Consider the following 22515-nt stretch of genomic DNA (forward strand, 5'->3'; position numbering starts at 1 on the left):
TCAGAGAGGGCCCGTGGCTGTTTCCGTGCCTCCCACCCCCGTACCGACCGCTCCTGGCGCACTGCCCCTGCTCGGGCACGGCCTGAAGCTGCTGTGCGACCCGCTCGGCTTCATGACGTCGCTCAACGCGTCGGGCCCCCTGGTGCGGATGCGGGGCCCCGCCTTCACCCCCGACGTCTACCTGGTCAACTCGCCGGAACTCCTGCACCAGGTCCTGGTGACCGACGCCCGCAGCTACTCCCAGGCGCGGATCACCGCCGGAATCGGCTCCCAGTTCGGCATCAGCCTGGTGATGGACATGGAGTTCGACGGGTTGACGCTCTTCGCGTCGCACCTCCGGCACCGCCGTGCCGTCCAGCCGGCGTTCCACCCGCACCGGATCGCCGCCGGGACACCGGCGGTCCGGGACGCCACGCACGAGGCCGTCACCGGCTGGACCCCCGGCGCGACCGTCCGCGTGGACCAGGAGACGGCCCGCCTCGCCTACGACGTCAACGCCCGCGCCGTCTGCGGCGACACACCGGCGCTCGGCCGGGTGAAGGCCGCGCTCGCGGCCCTGAGTTCCCGGACCACCCCCGGCCTGTACTGGCGCCTCGCCCTCCCCGGGCTCGCCCACCTCCGGCACGTGCCGGGCACCGGCGGCTTCCGGCGGGCCCTGTCCCGCCTGCGCGCCGCCGTCGCGGCCTCCCTCGACCACCACCGCGGCCGGGGCGCGACCGGCGACGACGTCCTCTCCCAGCTCCTGCGGGCCCGCTACCCCGACACGGACGAGCCGCTCGGCGACCGGCAGATCATCGCCGACACGCTCTTCCTGCTCTGGGCCGCGACGCACGGCCTGAAGGACGTACTGCCCCACGTCCTCCACGAGTTGGCGCTCCATCCCGACGTCGAACAGCGGGTGCACGAGGAGATCGGCTCCGTCCTGCGGGGGCGTCCCGTGCGGGCCGAGGACCTGCCCGCGCTCGACTACACCCGGCGGGTCGTCAAGGAGACCCTGCGGCTGCACCCCGCTCCCTGGATGCTGGGCCGGCGCACCCTCGTCCCGGTCCGCCTCGGCGCCGCCGAGCTGCCGGCCGGTACCGAACTCGCCTACTGCACCTACGCGGTGCACCGCGATCCGGCGGTCCACCCCGACCCGCTGCGGTTCGACCCCGACCGCTGGCTGCCCGACCGCACCAGGGGGCTGGCGCGCTGCTCGGACATCGCCTTCGGCGCGGGGGTGCGCAAGTGCGTCGGGGACGCGATGACGGTCAACCAGGTCCTCACCGCCGTGGCCGCCATCGCCGCCCGCTGGCAGTTGCGCACCGTGCCGGGACACCGCCACCGACCGCGCGCCCGCATCGTCATCTCCCCCGGCCCGCTGCCCATGACCTGCCGTCCGCGCGGCAGTTGACCGCAGCCCGGCCCGACCCCGGCGGTGGTCGACTGCCGCCGTGCGCACCGGGACCGGCCGCCCGTCCACACCTCCGACGAGGCCGTCGGGCGTATGCCCCCGGTGCCCGTATCCGGCGGGGCAACCGGTCGCGACGGCTCTTCATCCGATGGTGTGATTGGCGGTACTTCGGTCCGGGGTGGTCGTTGGGCCGGGCGTGATCGATGACGACTCCTCCGTGCGGACGAGCGGCGGGCGCACCAGCCGCCGGCGGTTCGCTCTGGCACTGGCCCCCCTGCTCGTCGGCGCCTGCGCCCTGCTCGCCGGGAGCGCCACGGGGGTCGTCTCCGTGGCGTTCGCGGGGGAGGTCCCGGTCACGGTCCACGCCGCGCGGGTGTCCGGGTCGGGTGTGTCGGCCTCCCCGGCCGCCTCGGGCCGCGGCGGACTGCTGCCGGCGCTGGCCACGCGGATGGAGCGGGCGACCGTCGAGGACGCCTGTGTCCACTCCACCGCCCACCTGCCGGTCATCGGAGCGGTGACGGCCGTCGTACGCATCGAACGGGCCACCGCCACCGGGCTGACGGTGGAGGCGGGCATGGCCACGGCCCGGTCGGTGCGGCTCTCCGGAGCGGAGTTCAGCACGCCCGGGGGTCCCCGGACCAACCCACCGGACTGTTCACCGTCGGCGCGCGGGAGGTCAGCGGCAGCGCGGTGACCACGCGGCCGCACGCCTTCACCGCCGGAACCATCACGTCCCGGGGCGTCGCCGTCGAGCTGCGCCGTGGAGAGGGCGGCTGCGCGCCGGGAGCCACCCGATGACCACGGGGACGCGTCCCGGGGGGGCGGGGGTGGCGCCGAGGCCGCCCGTTCGCGGCGGGGCTGCTGCTGTGCCTCGGCGGTCTGGAGCTGGTCTGCGTCTCCTGGGCGGGGCTGGGCTTCCTCCGGCTCACCGGCACCGCGGGCGCCACCTCGTGGACCCTGGGCGCCGGGTTCGTCGTCGCCGGGGTGACGACGTGGCGCAACCCGGCCCTGCGCCACTTCTCCGGCGTACTGGCCGCGGTGCTGTCCCTGGTCAGTCTGGTCGCCGCCAACCTCGGCGGCCTGCTGCTCGGGTTCCTGCTCACCGCCGTCGGCAGTGCCCTGGCCCTGGCCTGGATTCCCCAGCCGGCACCTTCGACCCCACAAGAGGAGGCGTGAGGTGCGTTCTCCCGCCGTGCCCGCCCCCGGCGTCTACCGGCGCAGCGGCATCCACGGCGCGGCCCTGCGCCGCGGCTACGAGGCGTGCCGCCGCGCCACCCGCGCGACGGGCGAGATCGAGTACGCCGTCTCGCTGCTGCTGCCGCCCCCGCTGCGGACCGCCACCTGGGCGCTGTACGGCGCCGTCCGCGCCGTGGACGACCTGTCCGACGCGGCCGGACCCGCGGGCGAGGCGGACCCGGGGCGGGCCGCCCGGCTGGAGGCGTGGATCTCGGCGTTCGACACGGACCTGCGCGAAGGCCGCGGCAGCGACCCGGTACGGCGGGCACTGATCCACACCATGCTGACCTGGAACCTGCCGCCGGGGTTCCTGCACACGCTGTTCGAGGAACTCCGCCAGGACGCCGACGGACGGCAGTTCGCCACCTGGCAGGAGTGGCGGCACTACAACAGCCTGATCAACACCCCGCTCGTGCTGCGCGCGAGCTCACTGCTGCTGCGGGCCACGGGCCTGTCCACCGAGCCGGAGGCGATCGCCGCGGGCGTGCCGGACGTGGCCGTGGCCTGCCAAACCGCTGTCGAGGCGGTCTACCTCACCGACGCCCTCGTCGACCTCTCCGACGACCTCGGCCGCGGCCACGTGCCGCTGCCGCAGGAAGCTCTGGACGAGGCCGGCGTGCGCCGGGCGGACCTGCTGGCCCGGCGCACCACCCCGGCCTTCGAGGAACTGGTGCGCCGCCTCGCCGACCGGGCCCGCACCTGGCTGGACCGCACCCCACCGCCGCCGGCGCTGCACCCGGCGGTCGGCGTCGCGCTCGGCGCCTACACCGACCTGTACCGGCTGCGCCTGAAGGCCGCGGCCGCCGCGCCCGCCGCGCTGCTGCACCGCCGGCCGGCCCTGCCACGCGGCGCCCGGCTGCGCCTGCTGCTGCCCGCCCGGGCCAAGGCCGCGCTGGCCTGGGGCCTGTTCCCCTTCCCCGTCCGGCCCGGCCCACCGGAACCGGCACCGACGACGACACCCGAGGGGCCAGGCCGGGCCGAGGGGGCACACCTCCCCGCCTCCGGGCCTCGCCCGGCCGTCGCTCCGACGCCCCACCCCTCCGGCGCCCGCCCGCCCCGGCTGCCCGGCGAGGCCACGCCCCGCCACGTCGCCATCGTGATGGACGGCAACGGCCGCTGGGCCACCGCCCGCGGCCTGCCCCGCACCGACGGCCACCGGCGAGGAGCCGAGGCACTGGTCGACGTCGTCCACGGCGCCCTGGAGATCGGCCTGGAGTACCTGACCGTGTACGCGTTCTCCACCGAGAACTGGAAACGCCCCGCCGCTGAGCTGCAGGCCCTGATGTACGAGATCCCCCAGATCGTGCGTCACCTGGTGGACGAGAACCTGGACGTCCGCGTCCGCTGGGCCGGCGCGCGCTCCCGGCTCCCGGCCGACGTCGTCGAGCAACTCCTCCGCTTCGAGCGGCTCACCCGCGACCGCACCGGACTGACCCTGACCATGTGCGTCAACTACGGCGGCCGGGCCGAGATCACGGCGGCCGCGGCGACGCTCGCCCGGGAAGCGGCCGCCGGGAAGGCCGACCCCGGCGCCGTCTCCGAGCACGCCTTCGCCCAGTACCTGTACGTCCCCGAACTGCCCGACGTCGACCTGCTCCTGCGTACCGGAGGCGACCACCGCACCTCCAACTTCCTGCCCTGGCAGGCCACCTACGCCGAGCTGCTGTTCCTCGACACCCCCTGGCCCGAGGCGGACCGCCGCGACCTGTGGGACGCGATGGGCCAGTACGCCCGCCGCACCCGGCGCTACGGCTCCGTCCCCCGCGTCGTCGCCCAGGCCGCCGCCCCTTGAGCATCCCCCGAGGGGGGACAGTCGGTCCGCGGGAAGCGGATCACGACCCGCGCTGGTCCTTGACCCGGCGGAGCTTGCCGACGGAACGCTCCAGGCTCTCCGGTTCCACGACGAGCACCTCCACGCTGATGCCGACGCCGTCCTTGACGCCCTGCGCGATGGCACGGACGGCGTCGGCGCGCCGCTCCGGGCCGGCGTCCGGCCGCGCCTCCACCCGGACGGTCATGTGGTCCATGCGGCCGCGCCTGGTCAGCTGGATCTGGAAGTGCGGGGCCACGCCCGGCGTGCGCAGGACGACCTCCTCGATCTGGGTGGGGAAGACGTTCACCCCGCGCAGGATGATCATGTCGTCGCAGCGGCCGGTGATCTTCTCGATGCGGCGGAAGGCGGGCCGGGCGGTGCCGGGCAGCAGCCTCGTCAGGTCGCGGGTGCGGTAGCGGACGACCGGCAGGGCCTCCTTGGTGAGGGAGGTGAGGACGAGTTCACCGCTCTCGCCGTCGGGGAGGACCTCGGGGGAGAGGGGGTCGACGATCTCCGGGAGGAAGTGGTCCTCCCACACGTGCGGGCCGTCCTTGGTCTCCACGCACTCCTGGGCGACGCCGGGGCCCATGACCTCGGAGAGGCCGTATATGTCGACGGCGTGCAGGTCCACGCGCTCCTCGATCTCGCGGCGCATCTCCTCCGTCCACGGCTCGGCACCGAAGATGCCCACTTGAAGGGAGGTGGAGCGCGGGTCGACGCCCTGTCTCTCGAACTCGTCGAGGAGGGTGAGCATGTAGGACGGGGTGACCATGATGATCTCGGGCCGGAAGTCCTGGATGATCTGCACCTGGCGGGCGGTCATGCCGCCGGAGGCGGGGATCACGGTGCAGCCCGCGCGTTCGGCGCCGTAGTGGGCGCCGAGGCCGCCGGTGAACAGGCCGTACCCGTAGGAGATGTGGACCTTGTGACCGGGGCGGCCGCCGGCCGCGCGGATCGAGCGGGCGACGACGTCCGCCCAGGTGGCGAGGTCCCGCTCGGTGTACCCGACCACGGTGGGGCGCCCGGTGGTGCCGCTGGAGGCGTGGACGCGGCGCACCTCGGACAGGGGGACGGCGAACATGCCGAAGGGGTAGGTGTCCCGCAGGTCGGCCTTGGTGGTGAAGGGGAACCGGGCCAGGTCGGTCAGGGTCCGGCAGTCGTCCGGCGTGACACCGGCCGCGTCGAACTTCCCGCGGTACAGCTCCACATGGTCGTAGGCGTGCCGTAGAGTCCGGCGCAGCCGGCGCAACTGGAGTGCCTCCACCTCCTGGCGCGGCATGCGCTCGGCGTCGTCCAGCAGCTCTGCCGGAAGGGGCTCGCCACGACGGGACCGGGCGCCCACCGGTTCGGTCGGTTCGCTGATCATTGCGGCTCCTCGTACGACGTGTTCCGGACACTGCGGCTGCGGCCGCGGAACTCCGCGATCACCGTCTCGCCGCGTACGACGCTCACGTCGTAGACGCCGCTGCGCCCGAAACGGGTGGCCTCCCGGGCGGTGGCCGTCAGGACGTCCCCCTCGCGGGCCGGGGCCACGAAGGTGACATCCGCTCCGGAGGCGACGGTGACGGGGCCGTGGCTGTTGCGGGCGCAGGCGAACGCGGTGTCGGCGAACAGGAACAGATATCCGCCGTGGGCGGTCCCGTGCCCGTTGGCCATCGCTTCCGTCACGGTCATGCGGAGCACGGCGGTCCCCTCGCCCTGCTCCAGGAGTTCGATGCCCAGCAGCCGGGAGGCCCGGTCGGCGGCGAACACGCGCGCCGCCGGCCCCGGGACCGCGGGGGTTGCTTCCGTCACGGTTCACACCACCTTGTGTACCGACCGAACATTCGGTTAGCGTGCGGCACGGATCAGTAAGTCAAGTCGCGCCAGGGAATGTCAAGGGGTGCGCGCCCTCGGAGGCCGGGCGTCCGCTTCCATCGGTGAACGATTCGCTCCCGCCACTTGCCGGACAGGGGGAGGGGCGCCTTATCATATACCGAACGAACGGTCGGTTGGGATGGGTGGTACGGATGACGGAACAGCGGGCCGCCACGTCGGCCGCGGACACCGCGCTCGGCGGACCCCAGGAGCACTTCGACGCGACGATCGCGCGGGACCAGCGGATCGAGCCGCGCGACTGGATGCCGGAGGGCTACCGCAGGACACTGATCCGGCAGGTGGCGCAGCACGCGCACTCCGAGATCATCGGGATGCAGCCGGAGGGGGAGTGGATCACCCGCGCCCCGTCGCTGCGCCGCAAGGCGATCCTGTTCGCCAAGGTCCAGGACGAGGCGGGCCACGGCCTGTACCTGTACTCGGCGGCCGAGACCCTCGGCGCCGACCGCGCCGACCTCACCGAGCGGCTGATCGAGGGCCGGCAGAAGTACTCGTCGATCTTCAACTACCCGACGCCGACCTTCGCCGACGTCGGTGTGATCGGCTGGTTCGTGGACGGCGCGGCGATCTGCAACCAGGTCCCGCTGTGCCGCTCCTCCTACGGGCCGTACGCCCGCGCGATGGTGCGCATCTGCAAGGAGGAGTCCTTCCACCAGCGGCAGGGCTACGAGCTGCTGATGACGATGATGCGGGGCACCGAGGCCCAGCGGGAGATGGTGCAGGACGCGGTGGACCGCTGGTGGTGGCCGTCGCTGATGATGTTCGGCCCGCCCGACGACGCCTCGCCCAACTCGGCGCGGTCCATGGCGTGGAAGATCAAGCGCCACAGCAACGACGAACTGCGCCAGCGCTTCGTCGACATGACCGTCCCCCAGGCCGAGAGGCTCGGCGTGACCCTGCCCGACCCCGAGCTGCGCTGGAACGAGGAGCGGGGGCGCCACGACTTCGGCACGCCCGACTGGGACGAACTGGCGCGGGTCATCAAGGGCGACGGTCCGTGCAACGCCGAGCGGATCGAGCGGCGCCGCACGGCGCACGAGGAGGGCGCCTGGGTGCGCGAGGCGGCGCTGGCCCACGCCGCCAAGCGGGCGGCCCGCGCGCGGAAGGGAGCGGCGGCATGACCGGCGGGAAGCGGGAGTGGCCGCTGTACGAGGTGTTCGTCCGGGGCAAGCGCGGCCTGAACCACGTCCACGTCGGCTCGCTGCACGCCGCCGACGACCGGATGGCCCTGACCCACGCCCGGGACCTGTACACCCGGCGCAACGAGGGCGTCAGCATCTGGGTGGTGCGCAGTGAGCACATCACCGCCTCCACCCGCGACGAGAAGGACCCCTTCTTCGACCCGAGCGGCGACAAGGTCTACCGGCACCCCACCTTCTACGACATCCCCGACGACGTCCCCCACATCTAGGAGCGCGGGCATGAGCGACGACCACGTCTACATGTCCCTGGCCGAAGGACACGGGGACGACACCCGGTGGGCGTACGGCACCGGCTTCGAGGACCCGCTGCACGGCGTGGACACCACCGTCCCGGACGGTGTCGACCGGGACGGACTCGCCGCGTGCTGTCTGGCCCTCGGGGACGACGCCCTGGTGAGCGCCCAGCGCCTGGCGCAGTGGACCACCCGCGCCCCCGAGCTGGAGGAGGAGGTGGCCCTCGCCAACATCGGCCTCGACCTGCTCGGCCAGGCCCGCCTGCTGTACGCCCGCTGCGGCCAGGCCGACGGCACCGGCCGCGGCGAGGACGCCTACGCCTACTTCCGTGACCCGGACGACTTCCGCAACGTCACGCTGGCCGAACTGCCCAACGGCGACTTCGCGTTCACGGTGGCCCGGCTGCTGGTGCTCTCCAGCTGGCGGCTCGCGCACTTCGAGCGGCTGTCCGCGTCGCCCGACCCGGTGCTGGCCGCCGTCGCGGCCAAGGGCGTGAAGGAGCTGACGTACCACCGGCAGTACGCGGCCGAGTGGGTGGTCCGGCTCGGCGACGGCACCGAGGAGTCGCACCGCCGCATGCGGGCCGGGCTCCAGCAGGTGGTGCCGTACCTGGGCGAACTCGTCGACGCCCACGACGCCCGGGACGAGGTCCTCGGCGTTCTGCGGCAGGTCACCGACGCGGCGGGCCTCGACCTGCCGGACGTGCCGCCAGGCGTCGAGGGGTCCGGTCGACAGGGCCGGCACACCGGACACCTGGCTCCGCTGCTGGCCGAGTTGCAGTCCGTGGCCCGCGCCGACCCGGAGGCGACATGGTGACCGCCCTGACCCCGGCGCGGCGCGCCCGGCACATCGCCGAGCAGGTGCCGGACCCGGAGCTGCCCATGCTCACCCTCGCCGACCTCGGGGTGCTGCGCGCGGTGGAGGTCACCGACGACGGCACGGTCGTCGCGAGCCTCACCCCGACCTACTCCGGCTGCCCGGCGATGGCCGAGATGCGGGCGGGCGTGGCCGCCCGGCTGAGGGAGGCCGGCTTCGCCCGCGTGGAGATCCGCACGGTCCTCGACCCGCCGTGGACCACCGACTGGATCACCCCCGAGGGCCGGCGCAAGCTCACCGAACACGGCATCGCCCCGCCCGGCCCGGCACCGCGCCACCCGTCCGGACCCGTGCCGCTCACACTGGCGCCGACGCGGCACCGGGTGACGTGCCCGCGCTGCGGTTCGGCGGACACCGAGGAGCGTTCACGGTTCGGCGCCACCTCGTGCAAGGCGCTGTGGCGCTGCCGCGCCTGCCGCGAGCCGTTCGAGTACGTCAAGGAGATCTGATGGCGGACCTGTCGGCCCCTGCCCGCGCGACCCCCGCTCCCGGCCGCCGCACGCGCCGCCGCCCGGCCTTCCACGCCCTGCGGGTGGCGGACGTACGGCGGCTGTGCGAGGACGCGGCCGAGGTGAGCTTCGACGTCCCCGGGGAACTGGCGGAGGAGTTCGCCTTCGCGCCCGGACAGGCGCTCACCCTGCGCCGCGAGGTCGACGGACGCGAGGAGCGGCGCTCGTACTCGATCTGCTCACCGGTCGGCGACCGGCCCCGCATCGGGGTCCGTACGGTGCCCGGCGGGCTGTTCTCCTCCTGGCTGGTACGGGAGGTCCGGCCGGGAGACGTCGTGGAGGTGATGGCCCCGACCGGAGCCTTCACCCCGGACCTGTCCGTACCCGGGCACCACGTCCTGGTCGCGGCCGGCTCGGGCATCACGCCGATGCTCTCCATCGCCGAGTCGGTCCTCGCCGCCGACGGCCGCTCCCGCGTCACCCTCTTCTACGGCAACCGCCGCACCGACTCGGTGATGTTCGCCGACGAACTGGCCGACCTCAAGGACCTCTACCCGCACCGGTTCCAGCTCGCCCACGTGCTCTCCCGGGAACCCCGCGAGGCGGAGCTGCTGTCCGGACGACTGGACGCCGGCCGGCTGGCCGCGCTCGTCGACGGGCTGGTCGACGTGGCCGGGGCCGACCACTGGTGGCTGTGCGGCCCGCACGGCATGGTCCGCGACGCGCGACGGGTGCTGTCCGGGCTCGGGGTGCCCGACGACCGGATCCACCAGGAGCTGTTCTACGCCGGTGAGGAACCGTTCGCACCCGTGCGCCGGGAGGACCGGCGGCCCGACGGGCCGGTCAGCCAGGTCACCGTCGTCCTGGACGGCCGCTCCACCACGTCCCCGCTCTCCCGCGAGGAGCCGCTGCTCGACTCGGCGTCGCGGGTCCGGCCCGACCTGCCGTTCGCCTGCAAGGGCGGCGTCTGCGGCACCTGCCGGGCCCTCGTCACCGACGGCGAGGCCGACATGTGCCGCAACTACGCCCTCGAACCGGCGGAGGTGACCGGGGGGTACGTGCTGACCTGCCAGACGTTCCCCGTCTCGGACGCCCTGACTGTCGACTTCGACAGCTGAGCTGACGGCGGACCGTCACGGCGGGGCCTGGGGGATCTCGGCCTGGGGGTCTTTCGGGCGTGCCGGGCGTGTGTGTGGGGGGAGGAAGGAGGAGGGCCGGTCGGGTTGGTTCGTTTCGGGCCGGGCATGCGGGGTCCGGGCCGGTCGTTTCGTTCAGGAGCTGCTGCTCCGGGGTCCGGTCGGGGCGAGGGGTTACGGGCCGCGGGGCCCGGTCGGGGCGATTCCTCAAGGGTCACCGCCCCGGGGCCCGGTCGGGGCGATTCGCCCTGGGGCACGGCTCCGGGGTCCGGCCGGGTCCATCCGGCTCGGGTCGAGCATGCCGGGACCGGCCGGGCCCGTCCGCCCGGTTCAGCCGCGCCGCGCCCGGCCGGTGCCGGATCGGCGGGTGACGGACCGGCCCACGACGGGACCGGTCTCCGCTGAGTCGGCCTCCGCCGGGCCGGTCTGCGCCGGTCCGGGCCTCGCTGTACCGGGCCGGTCTGCGCCGGTCCGGGCCTTGCTGTACCGGGCCGGTCTCCGCCGGGCTGACCCCCGCTACGCCGGTCTCCGCCGGTCCGGCCCCCGCTCAGCCGACCCCCGCCGCACCAGTCCCCACCGCACCACCCCGCAGCGCCGACCCCGGTACCACCAGGTCGGCCCGTCCCCGGCCCGTGGCGACCAGGGCCGCGTTGCGTTCGTCGGTGCGCCGTACCCAGGCCTCCGCATCCTCGGGGGACTTGCCGAACCGCTCGTGCCGGGCGATCAGCCGGCGTACCCGTTCCGCGTCGTCGATCTCGCAGAACCAGACCTCGTCCAGCGCCCGCCGGACCCGGCCCCACGCACCGCTGTCCAGCAGCAGGTAGTTCCCCTCCGTCACCACCAGCCGGGCCGCCGGTTCCACCGGGACGGCCCCGGCGATCGGCTGCTCCAGCACCCGCTCGAAGCCCGGTGCGTAGACGACGTCGCCGCACCCGTCGGCGCCGTCCTCGCGCAGGCGCCGCAGCAGCGCCGCGTACCCCGCCGCGTCGAAGGTGTCCGGCGCGCCCTTGCGGTCCCGGCGGCCCAGCCGGTCCAGTTCGGCGTCGGCGAGGTGGAAGCCGTCCATCGGCACGTGCGCTGCCCACGCCGGCCCCGCGTCCCGGTTCAGCTCCCGCACCAGGCGCTCGGCGAGCGTCGTCTTGCCCGCCCCGGGGCTGCCGGCGATGCCGAGGACCGCGCGCCGCCCGTCCACCGGGAGGGCACGGGCACGGGCCAGGAGGTCGTCGAAAGTCAGTGGCACACCCAGCAGTGTGCCACCGCCGCCGCCGAGCCCTGGGCCCGGCGCTGTGTCACGGACCACCCGATGGGAGGCGCCCGGGCGGGGAACTGTCACGGGTATGACCACGCAGCTCGGCCTCCCCGAAACCGTGCAGGCATGCCTCTTCGACCTCGACGGGGTCGTCACCAGGACGGCGGTGGTGCACGCCGCCGCCTGGAAGGAGACGTTCGACTCGTTCCTGCGCGAACGCGACGGCGAGGACTTCCGGCCCTTCACCGACTCCGACTACGGCGAGTATGTCGACGGCCGCCCCCGCGCCGACGGCGTGCGCACCTTCCTCGCCTCCCGCTCCATCGAACTGCCCGAGGGCGACCCCGACGACCCGCCGGACCGGCAGACGGTCAACGGCCTCGGCAACCGCAAGAACGAGCTGCTCCTGAAGAGGATCCGCACCGACGGCGTCGAGGCCTACGACGGCACCCTGCGCTACATCCAGGCGGTACGCGCCGCCGGCCTGCGCACCGCCATCGTGTCGTCCAGCGCCAACACCGTGGACGTCCTGCGCTCCATCGACGCCGAGCGCCTCTTCGACACCCGGATCGACGGAGTCGTGGCCCGCGAACGCGGACTGCCGGGCAAGCCGCGCCCCGACACCTTCCTCGCCGCCGCCCGCGACCTCGGCGTCGACCCCTCCCGCGCCGCCGTCTTCGAGGACGCCCTGGCCGGCATGGACGCCGGCCGCTCCGGGCACTTCGGCTACGTCGTCGGCGTCGACCGCGTCGGCCAGAGGGACGCCCTCTACGCGCACGGCGCAGACCGTGTGGTCAAGGACCTCGCCGACCTCGGGAGCGGCGAGTGATCACCGACCGCGCCTACGCCGTCGACCCCTGGTCGGTGCGCGAGACCGAACTCAACCTCGACCTCCTCGCCCAGAGCGAGTCCGTCTTCGCGCTGTCCAACGGCCACGTCGGCTGGCGCGGCAACCTCGACGAGGGCGAACCGCACGGCCTGCCCGGCACCTACCTCAACGGCGTCCACGAACTCCACCCGCTGCCCTACGCCGAGGCCGGCTACGGCTACCCAGAGTCCGGCCAGACCGTCATCGACGTCACCAACGGCAAGCTGCTGCGCCTCCTCGTCGACGACGAGCCCTTCGACCTGCGCTACGGACGCCTCGTCACCCACGAACGCACCCTCGACCTGCGCCGGGGCGTCCTGGAGCGGGTCTGCGAGTGGACCTCCCCGGCCGGCTCCACCGTTCGGGTGCGCTCCACCCGGCTGGTCTCCCTGACCCAGCGGGCCATCGCCGCCGTCGACTACGAGGTCGAGGCCGTCGGCGGCCGCATCCGGGTGGTCATCCAGTCGGAGCTGGTCGCCAACGAGAGCCTGCCCGACCCCAACGGCGACCCGCGCGCCAGCAAGGCCCTCAAGTCCCCGCTGGAACCCGAGGAACACCACGCCCTCGGCCCCCGCCTGCGCCTGGTCCACCGCACCCGGCGCAGCGGCCTGCGGGTCGCGGTGGCCGCCGACCACCAGGTGGACGGCCCCGAGTCCACCACGACCGGCAGCGAGTCCAGCGACGACGTGGCCCGGCTGACCGTCACCTCCGTACTGGAGCCCGGGGAGCGGCTGCGGGTGCGCAAGACCGTCGCCCACGGCTGGTCGGGCGCCCGCTCCCGGCCCGCGATGAGCGACCAGGTCGAGGCAGCGCTGGCCGCCGCCGCGCACGGCGGCTGGGACGGCCTGGTGGCGGAACAGCGGTCCTTCCTCGACGACTTCTGGGCCCGTGCCGACGTCGAGGTGCACGGCGACGAGGAGATCCAGCAGGCCGTGCGCTTCGGCCTCTTCCACGTCCTCCAGGCCGGCGCCCGGGCCGAACAGCGCGCCATCCCCTCCAAGGGGCTGACCGGTTCCGGCTACGACGGCCACGCCTTCTGGGACACGGAGATGTTCGTGCTCCCGGTCCTCACCTACACCGAGCCCCGGGCCGTCGCCGAGGCGCTGCGCTGGCGCCAGGACACCCTGCCCGCCGCCCGCGACCGCGCCGCCCAGCTCGGCCTGCGCGGCGCGGCCTTCCCCTGGCGGACCATCGACGGCTCCGAGGGCTCCGCGTACTGGCCGGCCGGCACCGCCGCCTTCCACGTGAACGCCGACATCGCGCACGCCGCCGTCCGGTACGTGGCCGCCACCGGCGACACCGGCTTCGAACGCGACACCGCCCTGGAACTGCTGGTGGAGACGGCCCGCCTGTGGCGCTCGCTGGGCCACCACGACCACCACGGCGTCTTCCACATCGACGGCGTCACCGGCCCGGACGAGTACAGCGCGGTCGCCGACGACAACCTGTACACGAACCTCATGGCCCGCTCCAACCTGCTGGCCGCCGCCGAGGTCTGCGAGCGGTACCCGGACGAGGCGGCCCGGCACGGCGTGGACGACGAGGAGAGCGCCACCTGGCGGGACGCCGCCGAGTCCGTGCACATCCCGTACAACGAGGAACTCGGCGTCCACGAGCAGCACGCGGGGTTCACCCGCCACCAGCGCTGGGACTTCGCCCGCACGGGCGCCGACCAGTACCCCCTGATGCTGCACTTCCCCTACTTCGACCTCTACCGCAAGCAGGTCATCAAGCAGGCCGACCTGGTGCTGGCCATGTACACCTGCGGCAGCTGGTTCGACACGCACTGCGACGAGGAGCAGATCGCCCGCAACTTCGCCTACTACGAGCCGATCACCGTCCGCGACTCCTCCCTCTCCGCCTGCTGCCAGGCCGTCGTCGCCGCCCAGACGGGCCAGCTGCGCCTCGCCTACGACTACGCGGCGGAGGCGGCCCTGATGGACCTGGCCGACCTGGAGCACAACACCCGCGACGGACTGCACATCGCCTCCCTCGCCGGCACCTGGATGGCGCTGGTCGCCGGGTTCGGCGGCACCCGGCGCGACGGCGACATGCTCCGCTTCTCCCCGCGGCTGCCCGAGAAGTTCAGCCGGCTGGCCTTCCGGCTCCAGTTCCGCGGCCGGTGCCTGCGCGTCGAGATCGACGGGGGGAAGGCGACGTACACCCTGCTGTCCGGGCCGCCCATGCGCGTCGGCCACCACGGCACCGAGTTCACCGTGAACGGGGACGGCCCCGTCGTCCGCGCAGTCCCCCCGCTCACCCCGCGCCCGGAGCCCGAACAGCCGCCGCACCGCCGCCCGAACGCCCGCTGAGGGGGTCCGGCGACTGGCCGTATTCCGGCCTGCGGTCCCGCACACCCCGGGTTAGCTTGATCTCGTTCACCCGGGGTTCGCCCGGGGGTGTCCGTACGTGCGGGTGAGGGGTGCACATGGCCGACAGCGCGCACGCCGTCCTGACCGGCGGGCGGCGAGGCGGCACGGCGACCGGGCCCGGCGCCCCCGGGCTCCCCGCCACCCGCCTGTTCGCCGCCGTAGCCTGCGCCTTCACCCTGGCCCAGCTCCTCCTCGTCCACCCCGGCCTGGGCCTCGGCTGGGACGAGATCGTCTACGTCAGCCAGGTCACCGGACACACCCCCGCCGCGTTCTTCAGCGCCCCCCGCTCCCGCGGCCCCTCCCTGCTGGTCGCCCCGGTCGCCTCCTGGTCGTCCTCCACGGAACTGCTCCGCGTCTACCTCGCCCTCCTCTCCGGCCTCGGCCTCTTCCTCGCCCTGCGCGCCTGGCGCGGCCTGTTCCCGGCCGGCGTCCTCGCCGCGGCCGGCGCCCTCTTCGCCACCCTGTGGGTGACCCTCTTCTACGGCCCCCAGGCCATGCCCAACTACTGGGTCGCCGTCGGCGCCCTGATCTGCGCCGGCTCCTTCCTGCGGGCCCGCGCCGACCGCTCGGCGCGGGCCGCGCTGTGGGGCGTGGTGGCGGGAGCCGCGCTGATGGCGTGGATGCGCCCGGCGGACGCCGTCTACACCACCCTCCCGCTGCTGGCCGTCGCCCTGTGGCGCCGCCACGTCCGGCTGCTCGTCGCCCTCGTGGGCGGCCTCGCGGCCGGGGGAGTGGAGTGGGTGGTCGAGGCGTACGCCTGGTACGGCGGCCTCGGCGAGCGGCTGCGCGAGGCGTCCCGCATCCAGGGCGGCCTCGGGTGGCAGATCGCCGTCGACGACCAGCTCCGCACCCTGGGCGGACGCGCCCTGTGCCGCCCGTGCACCGGGTCGTTCCCGCACCCCGCGGTGACCCTGTGGTGGTTCGCGCTGCCCCTGCTGGCCGCCCTGGCCCTGGTGATCGCCGTACGGGCCGGACGCACCGCCCGCACCCTGCTGCCGCTCGCCTGCGCCGCGACCGCCGCCCTGCCCTACCTGTTCATGATCGGGTACGCGGCGCCCCGCTTCCTCCAGCCCTCCTACGCCCTGCTCGCCATCCCGGTCGCCGACGCCCTGCGGCACCTGGTGCGCACCCCCGGCGGCCGGTGGCGCCCGGTCGCGGCGACCCTGGTGGCCCTCGCGCTGGCCGGACACCTGGCGGTGCAGTACGCCGTACTGGACCGCACCGTCGACCGCACCACCCGCGCCCGCCAGGACTGGGCCCGCGCGGCGGACGCGCTTCACCGCCTCGGCGTGCGCCCGCCCTGCCTGCTCACCGGCCACGAGGCCATCCCGCTGGGCTACTACACCGGCTGTTCCTCCGGGAACACCGCCGGCCACAACGAGAACACCACCCCCGCCGAGGTCGAACGCACCGCCCGGCGCGTCCCGGTCGCCGCGGTCACCGCCCCCGGCGCCGCACCGCCCGGCTACGCCCGTACCTGGACCCCGCACCGCGTCGGCGACCTGCGCGTCCTCGTCGCCCCGCGGCCGGGGCCGGCCGGCGACGGCTGAGGGGCGGGTTTCCGGCCCGGCGGCATCAGGTAGGACTCCGGTTGTCGGTATCCGGGCGAAGGGGGAGAGGCATGGCGAGCGCCGAGACGGACGGGCGGCCGGTGGCGGAGTTCTTCACGCCGGGGACGTCGTCCTTCACCGAGTTCCTGGCGGCCCACCGCCCCGGACTGCTGATCACCCGGCGCGTCCTGCCCGACGGGGTGCGCGCCTCGGACGACGTACCGCACGGCACCACCGTGCTCGCCCTCACCTACCGCGACGGCGTGCTGATCGCCGGCGACCGCCGGGCCACGATGGGCAACCTCATCGCCCAGCGCGACCTGGAGAAGGTGCACCCCGCCGACGACCACACGGCGGTGGCGTTCGCGGGCACCGTCGGACTCGCGCTGGACATGGTCAGGCTCTACCAGGTCGAGCTGGCGCACTTCGAGAAGATCGAAGGCATCCCGATGACCCTGAAGGCCAAGGCCACCCGGCTGGCGACCATGATCCGGCAGAACATGGGCCAGGCCATGCAGGGCCTCGCCGTCGTGCCCCTGCTCGCCGGCTACGACGTCACCGCACCGGGCGGCGGACGCGGACGCGTCTTCTCCTACGACGTCGCCGGCGGGCTCTACGAGAAGGACGGCTTCCACGCCGAGGGCTCCGGCTCCCCGTACGCCCGGGGCGCGCTGAAGAAGCTCTACCGTGCGGACATGTCCCGGCGCGAGGCGGTCCTGGGCGCGCTGCACGCCCTGTGGGACGCCGCCGACGACGACTCCGCGACCGGCGGCCCGGACCTCGGCCGGGGCATCTACCCCGTGGTGTCGGTCATCACCGAGGCCGGGTTCGAGCGGCTCTCCGAGGCCGAGACGGAGGAGCTGAGCCGGGAGATGGTGGCGCAGCGCGACAGCCGGCCGGACGGACCGCCCGCCGCCCTCTGATCCCTTTGACGCCTTCTGGCTCCACGCCCCCTCGACGCCTGCCGAGGTTAAAGATCGCGTGACGGGAAACGCGAAAGCAGACCGAGACGCCCCAGGCGACGCAGCGCGAGCGAGAGGGAGGCAGCGATGGGCACGGACCCGATGGCCGACGATGTCTACCAGCCCACCGGAAGCAACGAGGGGCAGGAGGACGCCGCGCCGCTGGACATGGAGGACGCCCTCGACGAGCGCACCTACGACGACACCCTCGACGAGGGCTACTCCCCGCCGGAGAAGCCGCTCGGCGTCGACAAGGTGGGCACCACCGCCGCCGAGCAGCACGACGGCGAGACCCTGGACCAACGGCTGGCCCAGGAGGTGCCCGATGTCTCCCCGCCCGCCGGTGACGGCATCGGCGACAGCCCGGACGGCGAGGGCGAACCGGTCGACCCGGAGGCGGGCACGGACCGCTCCGGGCGCCTGGTCGCCCCCGACGAGGGCGTCCGCAGCGACACCACCAAGGAGACCGTCGCCGAGGACGTCGGCATCGACGGCGGCGCGGCCGGCGCGGAGGAGGCCGCCGTACACGTCGTCGAGGACGACACGGACCTCCCCTAGAGGACAGCACAGCTGTCAGGGCAGCAGCTTGTCCAGGGCCGCCGGGCCTTCGGCGGCCAGCTTGCGCCGGGCCCATTCCAGGTTGCTCTCGGTGAGGTCCCGTCCGGCCGCGAGGACCACGTCCTCGGGTGACACCTCGGTGCCGGTACGGGCGTGGAGCAGGCCGTCCGGGGTGACGCGGTCCTCGTCCGCGCCCGCCCCGGACGGCCGGGAAGCGTCGGGCTGTGGTGTCGACATGATCGGTACGCTCCTCGGGGTCCGGATCGCTGGTTCGGTCCCGGTGTCCATCTCCCGGTCCCGAATCTCCCGATATCACCGTAACGTCCCCGAGGGGCTCGGGCGCCCGGAGGAGCCCCTGTGGAGCCCCTGAGGGGCCCTAGAAGGCCGTGAGCGTCAGCCGGATCCCGGTGGGCGCGGTGTCCTGGATGTAGGAGGCGAAGTCGGCGACGTCGTCGAAGGCGAAGCCGTACGCCTTGCCGTCCTCGGTGGCCGCGTGCATCGCCTTGGCGTAGTGGTTGGTGAGCGCGGTGCCGTAGAACGCGGCGGGGTCGGTGGTCGGCTGGGCGGGCGAGGACAGCAGTGTGGAACGGTTGAAACCGGCACCGAGGACCGCCGCGACGGGACCGGTCGTGCCGTCGTTCGGCGCGGCCAGGGCGCCGTCGCAGAACAGCACGTCCCGGGTGGACGGCTTGGCGAAGGAGACCGAGGCCGGTCCGCTGAAGGTGAACTGCTCACCGCGCACCCGGCCGGTGAACGTCCCGGCGTTGGTGGTGACCGTGAGGTCCTTGCCGGTGTAGGTGCTCCACACCTCGTCGATGTACGGGGCGAAGTAGTCCTTCGCGAACAGCCCGGCGTCCAGGCCGTGCCCGGGGGCGATGATCCGGGTGTCGTCGATGACCAGCGGCGCGAACTCCTCCACCTGCCGGACCGCCGCGAACGCCGCCGCCCGGCCGCCGGCCTTCACGGTGCCCGTCGTCTGGTCCTTCGCGCCGGTCAGCCGGATGGCCATCGGCACGCTGAACATGTCGACCATCGTGGTGTTGCAGAACATGCCGGAGGCGTTGTACGTGAACTCCGCGCAGTCGTGCAGCACCCCGTAGTTGGGGTCGGACGACACCCAGCCCGCCGGGTACTGGAGCGCGGCGTTGCCGGCGCCGTCCGTGACCGCCTTGAACTTCAGCTTCTCGCCGAGCGCCACGTAGATCCGGCCGGACATGTACGGCAGGGAGAGCTGGGCCTCGCCGCCGCCGGACAGGCTGATGGCGTAGTCGGTAAAGCCGTCGGCGCCGTTGTCGGACAGGGCGATGGGGGCGAGGGTCCCGTCCGGGGTGAGCCGCACCTGCTTGCCGTCCGCGTTGCCCACGACGTACAGGTGGACGTCGCCGTTGCCGAAGGAGCCGGTCTCGTTGACGACCGTCAACGGCAGCGTGCCCGCCGCCTCGGTGCCGGCCCGGTCCGCCGAGCCGTTGTCGGCGAGGGCGTGCGGGGCGATGGCGGCGATGGCGGGTGCGGCCACCGCCGCTCCGCCGAGGGCGACGAGCAGCTTGCGGCGGCCGAGCGGACGCTGGTGACGAGCGGTCATGTGGGGGGCCTCCTGAGGGCTTGCGTGGTGCGGCGCGTGAGAGCGCTCTCAGAACGGGCCCGATGCTACGCAGGGGGAGGGGAGCGGCCAACGGTCGGTGAGGGAGTCAAATCGGGTGATCGGGTGAGGAGTTGGGGATACCGGAAGCGCCGCGGGTGCGCCTTAACCGGCGTTTAAGGGCCGCTTAATCCGCCCCGGCGCGGGCGGCGGCCCGCCGCAGCGCCCAGGCGGCGGCGCCGGCCACGATCACCGCGGCCCCCCACAGCACCGAGGCCGGCGGCAGGGCACAGGCCAGGACCACACACCCCGCCGCGCCGACGGCCGGCACGATCCGCGCGGGGCGGCCCTCGGCGGGCGTCAGGGTCCAGGCGGCGGCGTTGGCGACGGCGTAGTAGACCAGTACGCCGAAGGAGGAGAAACCGATCGCGCCGCGTACGTCGGTGACGGCGGCCAGGACGGCGACCACCGCGCCGACCGCGAGTTCGGCGCGGTGCGGCACACCGAACCGCGGGTGGACCGCGGCCAGCGCGTGCGGCAGATGCCGGTCGCGGGCCATGGCCAGGGCGGTGCGCGAAACCCCGAGGATCAGCGCCAGCAGCGATCCGGCCGCCGCCACGGCCGCCCCGGCACCCACCACCGGCACCAGCCCCGGCACGCCGGCCTCGCGCACGGCGTCGGCGAGCGGGGCCCCGGCCCGGGCGAGCCGGTCCGGCCCGAGCACCGCGAGCACGGCGACCGCGACGGCCGCGTAGACGGCCAGCGCGATGCCGAGCGCGAGGGGGACGGCGCGGGGGATGGTCCGCTCCGGGTCGCGGACCTCCTCCCCGAGGGTGGCGATGCGCGCGTACCCCGCGAACGCGAAGAACAGCAGCCCGGCCGCCTGGAGCACCCCGCCGAAGCCGGCCTCCGCCCCGGCGGCCGGCCGGGCGGCCCGGCCCGTGCCGCCGGCCAGACACGCGGCGACCACCGCGGCGAGCACCACCAGGACGACCGCGACGATCCCGCGGGTCAGCCACGCGGACTTGCGCACCCCGGCGTAGTTCACCGCCGTCAGCGCCACCACCGAGGCGACCGCCACGGCGTGCGCCCGCTCCGGCCACACATAGGTCCCCACGGTCAGGGCCATCGCCGCGCAGGAGGCGGTCTTGCCGACCACGAAGCTCCAGCCGGCCAGGTACCCCCAGAAGTCGCCCAGCCGCTCGCGGCCGTAGACATAGGTGCCGCCCGACCGCGGGTACCGCGCGGCCAGGCGGGCCGAGGAGGTGGCGTTGCAGTACGCCACCACGGCGGCCAGGGCCAGGCCGATCAGCAGCCCCGAACCGGCCGCGCGGGCGGCGGGGGCGAGCGCGGCGAACACCCCCGCGCCGACCATCGCGCCGAGCCCGATCACCACGGCGTCGAACACGCCCAGGTGCCGCTTCAGTTCGCCCGCTCCGGCAGCCGCCGACGACGTGCTCATCGCTCGCTCCTCGAACACTGGAAGGCCCGTTCATCTTCGTCCGGATTCGTCGGACACCCACCCCCGCGGCCGTCTACTCTACGGATAAAAGGAGTTACCCACCGTGGTCGTCCGAGGAGGATCCCTGTGTCATCGCCCTGCGACCCCCAGCACGCTCCCGCCGGCGATGTGGGCGCAGCGCTCATGATGATCGACTCGCGGCTGAAAAGCATCCACGACGGCAAGACCGGGACCGACCCCGAACAGCAGGAACTGATCGACCAGTTCGCCGCGTCCCTGGGGCCCGGCGGAGTCGATGACGTGCTCGACGGCGCCTGCACCCTCATCTACATGTTCATGCGGTGGCTGCGGATGGCCCACGAGGACCACGGCAAGGACGTCATCGAGTACGTGGTGCCCAACCTCGTGGCCACGATGCGGATGATGCCCAAGAGCGTTCCCCCCGAGACCATCCCCACCATGGCCGGCCTGGTCATCGCCGCGGGCACCGACCTGAGCCCCAGCCTCTGGCGCAAGCAGTACGGGTACTGGACCGAGGAGGAGATGACTCCCCTGGAGGCCACCGCCTTCCTGCTCGCGGAGCACATCAACCGCATCACCGACGATCCCGACTTCGCCACCCGCCTGATCACCGAGGCCCTGACCAGGTCGGACGAGGGCTGACGCGCCGCTGCCCGCGTCACTTCAGCAGCGCCTCGGCCTCGGCCAGGATCTCCGTCACCCGCAGGCCGAACGCGGCGTCGCACGGATGCGGCCGGCCTGTCCGGACGGCGGTGAGCAGCGCGTCCCCGGCCCGCAGCAGCGCGGGCACGGCCCCCTCCGCGCTCTCCGGGAGCAGCGTCACCCCGGTCTCGCCGCGCAGCTCCACCGTCGCGCCGGCCGCGGCCGGCGGTGCCGTCAGGCTGAGCGTCAGCACGCTCGACGCGCCGCCGGTGTGGTCCAGGACGACCTGCACGGTGTCCCCGGGGCCGGGCGCGGCCGCCGCCACCCGCCGGACGTCACCGAGGACCGGCAGCATGACGGAGAGCGCGTGCGGCCCCACGTCCCACAGCGCCCCCTTCTCCCGCCGCCACGGCGACCCCGCGAACGGGCTGTCGCCGGTGAACACCGCGCCGAGCCACTGCGCCCGCGCGGTGAACCAGCCGCCCCGGCCCGCCTGTTCACCGATCCACTCCTCGACCGCCGGCTGGAAGCGGGCGGTGAAGAAAACCACCGAGGCCACCCCGGCCGCCCGCACCGCCCCGGCCACGGCCCCCGCCTCCGCCACGGTGGTCGCCAGCGGTTTGTCCAGCAGCAGGTGGCGGCCCGCGCGGGCCGCGCGCACCGCCAGCCCCGCCTGGACCGACGGGGGCAGCGCGAAGGCCACCGCCTCCACGTCCGCCAGCAGGGCGTCCACGTCGTCGTAGGCCCGGGTGCCGTGCCGGTCCGCCAGTTCCCCGGCCGCCTCTAGGCGGCGTCCCCATACGCCGACGAAGTCGAGGCCGTCGTGGCGCCGCAGGGCGGGGGCGTGCGCCAGCTCCGCCCAGGGACCGGTGCCGAGCAGTCCGATACGCATGCCGCCGCCTTCCTCGGGATGCCGAAACGCCGGGACGGCCCGGAGGACGGGCCCGGCCGAGGCGAGCGTGCCACACCGTCCCCTGACCGTGCACCACCTTCGCGCGCACGCCCGGAGAGCCCGGTGCCAGGTGATGCCTGGTGCCC

Annotated in this window: 21 protein-coding genes and 1 pseudogene; 15 read left to right on the forward strand and 7 right to left on the reverse strand. The window is 74.1% G+C overall.

The window, feature by feature from the left end; all coding sequences use genetic code 11:
* Positions 1-13 precede the first annotated feature (13 nt).
* From J7I94_RS11660 to uppS, 4 genes and pseudogenes are all read left to right on the forward strand, one after another.
* A complete protein-coding gene (locus tag J7I94_RS11660; RefSeq protein WP_215166958.1) occupies positions 14-1393 on the forward strand; it encodes a cytochrome P450 in 1380 nt (459 codons plus the stop codon).
* Positions 1394-1589: 196 nt separating this feature from the next.
* Positions 1590-2087 carry a DUF6230 family protein gene (locus J7I94_RS11665; protein WP_215166959.1) on the forward strand — a complete coding sequence of 166 codons (498 nt, stop codon included), beginning with the start codon at positions 1590-1592 and terminating at the stop codon, positions 2085-2087.
* A 140-nt stretch (positions 2088-2227) separates the two neighbouring features.
* A pseudogene (locus J7I94_RS38270) lies at positions 2228-2569 on the forward strand (DUF6114 domain-containing protein); the annotation flags it as partial.
* A 1-nt stretch (position 2570) separates the two neighbouring features.
* Positions 2571-4421 (forward strand): polyprenyl diphosphate synthase, encoded by a 1851-nt coding sequence (uppS, locus tag J7I94_RS11675; RefSeq protein WP_215166961.1) that lies wholly within the window; start codon positions 2571-2573, stop codon positions 4419-4421.
* Positions 4422-4461: 40 nt separating this feature from the next.
* Here uppS and paaK read toward each other — a convergent pair whose 3' ends face one another.
* Both paaK and paaI read right to left on the reverse strand, forming a co-directional pair.
* Complete coding sequence (gene paaK / locus J7I94_RS11680; protein ID WP_215166962.1) at positions 4462-5808, reverse strand: phenylacetate--CoA ligase PaaK; 1347 nt, start codon at positions 5806-5808, stop codon at positions 4462-4464.
* Positions 5805-6236: a hydroxyphenylacetyl-CoA thioesterase PaaI gene (paaI, locus tag J7I94_RS11685; protein ID WP_215166963.1), complete on the reverse strand. Its 432-nt coding sequence runs from the start codon at positions 6234-6236 to the stop codon at positions 5805-5807. The genes paaK and paaI overlap by 4 nt, the downstream gene beginning before the upstream one ends.
* Before the next feature lie 215 nt (positions 6237-6451).
* Here paaI and paaA point away from each other — a divergent pair, with 215 nt between their 5' ends.
* The 5 genes from paaA to paaE are packed head-to-tail and all read left to right on the forward strand — an operon-like array spanning position 6452 to position 10196.
* The gene (gene paaA, locus J7I94_RS11690) at positions 6452-7438 is read left to right on the forward strand and encodes a 1,2-phenylacetyl-CoA epoxidase subunit PaaA (RefSeq protein WP_215166964.1); all 987 of its coding nucleotides are present in this window, start codon (positions 6452-6454) and stop codon (positions 7436-7438) included.
* Positions 7435-7728, forward strand: a complete 294-nt coding sequence (gene paaB / locus J7I94_RS11695) for a 1,2-phenylacetyl-CoA epoxidase subunit PaaB (protein ID WP_215166965.1) — start codon at positions 7435-7437, stop codon at positions 7726-7728. The genes paaA and paaB overlap by 4 nt, the downstream gene beginning before the upstream one ends.
* 10 nt (positions 7729-7738) lie before the next feature.
* Entirely contained in the window at positions 7739-8569 is an 831-nt protein-coding gene (gene paaC / locus J7I94_RS11700) for a 1,2-phenylacetyl-CoA epoxidase subunit PaaC (RefSeq protein WP_215166966.1), read from the forward strand.
* Positions 8563-9078, forward strand: coding sequence for a 1,2-phenylacetyl-CoA epoxidase subunit PaaD (gene paaD / locus J7I94_RS11705; RefSeq protein WP_215166967.1), 516 nt, complete (start codon positions 8563-8565; stop codon positions 9076-9078). Before paaC ends, paaD begins: the two co-directional genes overlap by 7 nt.
* The gene (gene paaE / locus J7I94_RS11710; protein WP_215166968.1) at positions 9078-10196 is read left to right on the forward strand and encodes a 1,2-phenylacetyl-CoA epoxidase subunit PaaE; all 1119 of its coding nucleotides are present in this window, start codon (positions 9078-9080) and stop codon (positions 10194-10196) included. Before paaD ends, paaE begins: the two co-directional genes overlap by 1 nt.
* Positions 10197-10761: 565 nt before the next feature.
* On the opposite strand, the gene J7I94_RS11715 is transcribed toward paaE, so the two are convergent.
* Positions 10762-11454, reverse strand: coding sequence for a nucleoside/nucleotide kinase family protein (locus J7I94_RS11715; RefSeq protein ID WP_215166969.1), 693 nt, complete (start codon positions 11452-11454; stop codon positions 10762-10764).
* 97 nt (positions 11455-11551) lie between these two features.
* Between J7I94_RS11715 and J7I94_RS11720 the strand changes: the two genes are divergently transcribed.
* The 5 genes from J7I94_RS11720 to J7I94_RS11740 all read left to right on the forward strand — a co-directional run bounded on the left by J7I94_RS11720 (position 11552) and on the right by J7I94_RS11740 (position 17773).
* Positions 11552-12292: a beta-phosphoglucomutase family hydrolase gene (locus J7I94_RS11720; RefSeq protein ID WP_215166970.1), complete on the forward strand. Its 741-nt coding sequence runs from the start codon at positions 11552-11554 to the stop codon at positions 12290-12292.
* On the forward strand, positions 12289-14643 hold the full coding sequence (locus tag J7I94_RS11725) for a glycoside hydrolase family 65 protein (RefSeq protein WP_215166971.1): 2355 nt from the start codon (positions 12289-12291) through the stop codon (positions 14641-14643). Before J7I94_RS11720 ends, J7I94_RS11725 begins: the two co-directional genes overlap by 4 nt.
* Before the next feature lie 116 nt (positions 14644-14759).
* Positions 14760-16253 carry a hypothetical protein gene (locus tag J7I94_RS11730; protein WP_215166972.1) on the forward strand — a complete coding sequence of 498 codons (1494 nt, stop codon included), beginning with the start codon at positions 14760-14762 and terminating at the stop codon, positions 16251-16253.
* Between the two features lie 71 nt (positions 16254-16324).
* Positions 16325-17176, forward strand: a complete 852-nt coding sequence (gene prcB, locus J7I94_RS11735) for a proteasome subunit beta (protein WP_215166973.1) — start codon at positions 16325-16327, stop codon at positions 17174-17176.
* A 126-nt stretch (positions 17177-17302) separates the two neighbouring features.
* Positions 17303-17773 carry a DUF5709 domain-containing protein gene (locus J7I94_RS11740; protein ID WP_215166974.1) on the forward strand — a complete coding sequence of 157 codons (471 nt, stop codon included), beginning with the start codon at positions 17303-17305 and terminating at the stop codon, positions 17771-17773.
* Positions 17774-17788: 15 nt separating this feature from the next.
* Here J7I94_RS11740 and J7I94_RS11745 read toward each other — a convergent pair whose 3' ends face one another.
* The 3 genes from J7I94_RS11745 to J7I94_RS11755 form a co-directional block, all read right to left on the reverse strand.
* Entirely contained in the window at positions 17789-18010 is a 222-nt protein-coding gene (locus J7I94_RS11745) for a hypothetical protein (RefSeq protein ID WP_215166975.1), read from the reverse strand.
* A gap of 139 nt (positions 18011-18149) precedes the next feature.
* On the reverse strand, positions 18150-19355 hold the full coding sequence (locus J7I94_RS11750; protein WP_215166976.1) for a beta-1,3-glucanase family protein: 1206 nt from the start codon (positions 19353-19355) through the stop codon (positions 18150-18152).
* Positions 19356-19539: 184 nt separating this feature from the next.
* Entirely contained in the window at positions 19540-20814 is a 1275-nt protein-coding gene (locus J7I94_RS11755; RefSeq protein WP_215166977.1) for an APC family permease, read from the reverse strand.
* Between the two features lie 126 nt (positions 20815-20940).
* Between J7I94_RS11755 and J7I94_RS11760 the strand changes: the two genes are divergently transcribed.
* Positions 20941-21477, forward strand: a complete 537-nt coding sequence (locus tag J7I94_RS11760) for a hypothetical protein (protein WP_215166978.1) — start codon at positions 20941-20943, stop codon at positions 21475-21477.
* Positions 21478-21493: 16 nt separating this feature from the next.
* Here J7I94_RS11760 and J7I94_RS11765 read toward each other — a convergent pair whose 3' ends face one another.
* The gene (locus J7I94_RS11765) at positions 21494-22369 is read right to left on the reverse strand and encodes a Gfo/Idh/MocA family protein (RefSeq protein WP_215166979.1); all 876 of its coding nucleotides are present in this window, start codon (positions 22367-22369) and stop codon (positions 21494-21496) included.
* Positions 22370-22515 lie beyond the last annotated feature (146 nt).

Origin of the sequence: Streptomyces sp. ISL-12, assembly GCF_018614415.1 — a bacterium.
In the GTDB taxonomy this organism is placed as follows: Bacteria; Actinomycetota; Actinomycetes; order Streptomycetales; family Streptomycetaceae; genus Streptomyces.

Excerpts from the sequence above, each read along its gene's own strand:
- J7I94_RS11765 (WP_215166979.1), bottom strand. The coding sequence starts at position 22,369 with ATGCGTATCGGACTGCTCGGCACCGGTCCCTGGGCGGAGCTGGCGCAC.
- paaC (WP_215166966.1), top strand. The coding sequence starts at position 7,739 with ATGAGCGACGACCACGTCTACATGTCCCTGGCCGAAGGACACGGGGAC.
- paaK (WP_215166962.1), bottom strand. The coding sequence starts at position 5,808 with ATGATCAGCGAACCGACCGAACCGGTGGGCGCCCGGTCCCGTCGTGGC.
- prcB (WP_215166973.1), top strand. The coding sequence starts at position 16,325 with ATGGCGAGCGCCGAGACGGACGGGCGGCCGGTGGCGGAGTTCTTCACG.
- J7I94_RS11745 (WP_215166975.1), bottom strand. The coding sequence starts at position 18,010 with ATGTCGACACCACAGCCCGACGCTTCCCGGCCGTCCGGGGCGGGCGCG.
- J7I94_RS11740 (WP_215166974.1), top strand. The coding sequence starts at position 17,303 with ATGGGCACGGACCCGATGGCCGACGATGTCTACCAGCCCACCGGAAGC.
- paaA (WP_215166964.1), top strand. The coding sequence starts at position 6,452 with ATGACGGAACAGCGGGCCGCCACGTCGGCCGCGGACACCGCGCTCGGC.
- paaE (WP_215166968.1), top strand. The coding sequence starts at position 9,078 with ATGGCGGACCTGTCGGCCCCTGCCCGCGCGACCCCCGCTCCCGGCCGC.
- J7I94_RS11720 (WP_215166970.1), top strand. The coding sequence starts at position 11,552 with ATGACCACGCAGCTCGGCCTCCCCGAAACCGTGCAGGCATGCCTCTTC.
- J7I94_RS11730 (WP_215166972.1), top strand. The coding sequence starts at position 14,760 with ATGGCCGACAGCGCGCACGCCGTCCTGACCGGCGGGCGGCGAGGCGGC.
- J7I94_RS11755 (WP_215166977.1), bottom strand. The coding sequence starts at position 20,814 with ATGAGCACGTCGTCGGCGGCTGCCGGAGCGGGCGAACTGAAGCGGCAC.
- paaD (WP_215166967.1), top strand. The coding sequence starts at position 8,563 with ATGGTGACCGCCCTGACCCCGGCGCGGCGCGCCCGGCACATCGCCGAG.
- J7I94_RS11750 (WP_215166976.1), bottom strand. The coding sequence starts at position 19,355 with ATGACCGCTCGTCACCAGCGTCCGCTCGGCCGCCGCAAGCTGCTCGTC.
- paaB (WP_215166965.1), top strand. The coding sequence starts at position 7,435 with ATGACCGGCGGGAAGCGGGAGTGGCCGCTGTACGAGGTGTTCGTCCGG.